The organism is Microbacterium sp. Bi128, from assembly GCF_918698205.1.
The window spans coordinates 1-3138 of sequence record NZ_CAKKMM010000559.1 but is presented as its reverse complement, the minus strand read 5'-3'; the positions used below and the strand labels follow the sequence as shown (position 1 = coordinate 3138).

At 68.1% G+C, this 3138-nt stretch carries 3 protein-coding genes; 1 reads left to right on the top strand and 2 read right to left on the bottom strand.

The features are described 5' to 3' along the window. The first annotated feature begins 320 nt into the window (after nucleotides 1-320). Complete coding sequence (locus tag LQV45_RS22865; RefSeq protein ID WP_230008956.1) at nucleotides 321-1538, top strand: pyridoxal phosphate-dependent aminotransferase; 1218 nt, start codon at nucleotides 321-323, stop codon at nucleotides 1536-1538. An 82-nt stretch (nucleotides 1539-1620) separates the two neighbouring features. Here the strand turns inward: LQV45_RS22865 and LQV45_RS22860 are convergent, their stop codons facing one another. Both LQV45_RS22860 and LQV45_RS22855 read right to left on the bottom strand, forming a co-directional pair. Beyond that, on the bottom strand, nucleotides 1621-2253 hold the full coding sequence (locus tag LQV45_RS22860; protein ID WP_079550160.1) for a response regulator transcription factor: 633 nt from the start codon (nucleotides 2251-2253) through the stop codon (nucleotides 1621-1623). Nucleotides 2254-2294: 41 nt separating this feature from the next. After that, nucleotides 2295-3138 (bottom strand): sensor histidine kinase (locus LQV45_RS22855; RefSeq protein WP_230008955.1); only part of this gene is annotated, 844 nt, incomplete at its 5' end.

Below are 3138 nucleotides of genomic sequence, written 5' to 3'. Positions count from 1 at the left end.
TGCGGTTTTGGAGACCGCTGCGCTACCAATTGCGCCACTACCCTTCGGGGAGAAAAACCGCTCCGGCCGATGCGTCCCACAGGCTTCCCTGAGGCGCAGGCCATCATCGTGTTTTCAACACCGGAGAACCAGTCTACGCAACAACTGCGTCTACGTCGAACCGGCCCTCTTCGGACCCCTGCGTGCCTGCGAATACCAACTGACAGCCGTCAGTCACATTCGGGTTCAGGCACCCCGGGGGATCCGCTGAACAGCATAGAGTAGATTTCGTCGAATCCCACATCCAGCCTTCCAGCTGCAAGCGAAGAACGGACCCGCCCATGTCTGCTGCCCGCATTTCCCAGCGCATTTCCGCCATAGCCGAATCCGCCACTCTGGCCGTCGATGCCAAGGCGAAGGCGCTGAAGGCAGCCGGCCGTCCGGTCATTGGCTTCGGAGCCGGGGAACCCGACTTCCCGACCCCCGGCTACATTGTGCAGGCCGCCATCGAGGCCGCCAGCCAGCCGAAATACCACCGCTACTCCCCCGCCGGCGGGCTCCCCGAACTGAAGCAGGCCATCGCGGACAAGACCTTCCGGGATTCCGGCTACCAGGCGGCGGCGTCCCAGGTGCTGGTGACCAACGGCGGCAAGCAGGCCGTCTACAACACCTTCGCCACCCTGCTGGATCCGGGCGACGAGGTCATTGTTCCGACCCCGTTTTGGACCACATACCCGGAGGCCATCCGGCTGGGCGGCGGCGTGCCGGTAGAGGTGTTCGCGGGCCCGGAGCAGGGCTACCTGGTCACCGTGGACCAGCTGGAAGCGGCCCTCACCGAGCGCACCAAGATCCTGCTCTTCGTCTCCCCTTCCAACCCCACCGGCGCCGTGTACTCGCCGGAGCAGGTCAAGGAGATCGGCCAGTGGGCAGCGTCCAAGGGCCTGTGGGTTGTCACCGACGAGATCTACGAACACCTGACCTACGACGGCGTGCCGTTCACCTCGATCGCCACCGCGGTGCCCGAGCTCGGCGACAAGGTGGTTATCCTCAACGGCGTGGCGAAGACCTATGCCATGACCGGCTGGCGTGTGGGCTGGATGATCGGGCCCGCGGACGTCATCAAGGCCGCCACCAACCTGCAGTCGCACGCGACGTCGAACGTCTCCAACATCCCCCAGGTCGCCGCCCTCGCGGCCGTGTCCGGGCCGCTGACCGCCGTCGATGAGATGAAGGTGGCATTTGACCGCCGCCGCAAGGCGATCGTCGCGGGCCTGAACGCGATTGACGGCGTTGACTGCCCGACGCCGAAGGGCGCGTTCTACGTGTACGCGGACGTCCGCGCGCTGCTGGGCAAGGAGTTCCCGTCTGCGAACGGCCCGGTGCGGCCGGCCACCTCTGCCGAACTCGCGGCGCTGATCCTGGACGAGGTCGAGGTGGCCGTGGTTCCCGGCGAGGCGTTCGGCCCGTCCGGCTACCTGCGCCTGTCCTATGCACTCGGCGACGACGACTTGGCCACGGGCGTCGCCCGCCTGCAGGACTTCCTCGGCAAGGCGAACTAACACGTCACAAACCCCGATGCGCTATCACTTCGGGTCCTTATTCCAGTGCGATAAGGACCCTAAGTGATAGCGCATCCTTGGGTTAAAGCAGGCGGCGCTCGGCGGCCCAGCGGGTCAGCTCGTGGCGGCTGGAGAGCTGGAGCTTGCGCAGCACGGCCGAGACGTGGGTTTCAACGGTCTTGATCGAGATGAACAGTTCTTTGGCCACCTCCTTATAGCTGTAGCCGCGGGCGATAAGGCGCATCACTTCGAGCTCCCGCGCCGAGAGCTTGTCGAGCTCGTCGTCGGCGATGTCCGCGGGGGCCGTGCCGAACGCGTCCAGGACGAAGCCCGCCAGCCGGGGTGAGAAGACGGCGTCGCCGCCTGCCACGCGGCGGACAGCGCCGCTGATCTCCGCGCCGGAAATGGTCTTGGTGACATAGCCGCGCGCGCCGGCCCGGATCACGGACACCACATCTTCTGCCGCGTCGGAGACGCTCAGCGCCAGGAACCGCGTGGTGCCCAGCAGGGGCGCCGAGCCGGCCAGGACCTCGCGTCCGCCGCCACCCCGGCCGCCGGGAAGATGAACGTCAAGGAGCACGACGTCGGGGCGCTGGACTGCGATGACGGCGATTGCCTCCTCCACCGTTCCGGCCTCCCCCGCGACGACGATGTCCGGGTCCAGGTCCGCCTTCAACCCGGAGCGGAAGATGGCGTGGTCGTCCACGATCACCACGCGAATCGGTGCGGGGCTTCCTGATGCTGATGCTGGGCTGGTCACGGTTTGACCTCTCCGTTGGCGTTGTTGGCGGCGGCCGCGGCGGTTCCGGCCGAGGCGGCGGCGACGGGCAGCCGGAGCCGCACTTCGGTGCCGTCCGGGCTGCTGGTGATCGCGGCGGTGCCGCCGTGGCGGTTCATCCGGCCGATGATCGATTCCCTGACGCCGAGCCGGTCCGGGGGAACGGAATCCGGATCGAAGCCCGGGCCCCGGTCCTTGACGAAAACTTCCGCGGCGGCGTCGGTGACTTCCAGGTAGACGGACACGGCACCGCCGCCGTGCCGGGCTGCGTTCAGCATGGCCTCTCGGGATGCCTGGACGAGGGCCTCATGGCGTTGGGTCATGGCGCAGTCCCCCACGCTGACCACCTCGACGGCGTTCCCCAGGGCGTCCTCGACCTCGGCTGCGGCGGCCTTGATGCCGTCGGACAGCTGACCGGATTCCTTGTCGGCGTCCCGGTACAGCCAGCCACGCAGCTCGCGCTCCTGCGCGCGGGCCAGCCTGATGACATCGTGCTCGTTGCCGGCCCGGCGTTGGATCAGGGCGAGGGTCTGCAGCACGGAGTCATGGAGGTGGGCGGCGATCTCGGCACGCTCGGTGGCGCGGACCCGCCCCGCGCGCTCTGTTTCCAGGTCGCGCCAGAACTTCAGCCCCCATGGCAGAAGCACCAGGGCCACGCCGCCGAGCACGGCCACCGAGGCTAGGAGGGCGAGCCAGGTCTGTTCCCAGGACCCCGAGCCGGACACCATGACCAGCACGCCGGCCACGACGAGGGCGAGCCCGGCCGCGAGGCGGGCCCAGCCGCCGGCCTGGTCCGCTTTGGTCTTGTCCACGAGCCCCGCC

Excerpts from the sequence above, each read along its gene's own strand:
- LQV45_RS22865 (WP_230008956.1), top strand. The coding sequence starts at position 321 with ATGTCTGCTGCCCGCATTTCCCAGCGCATTTCCGCCATAGCCGAATCC.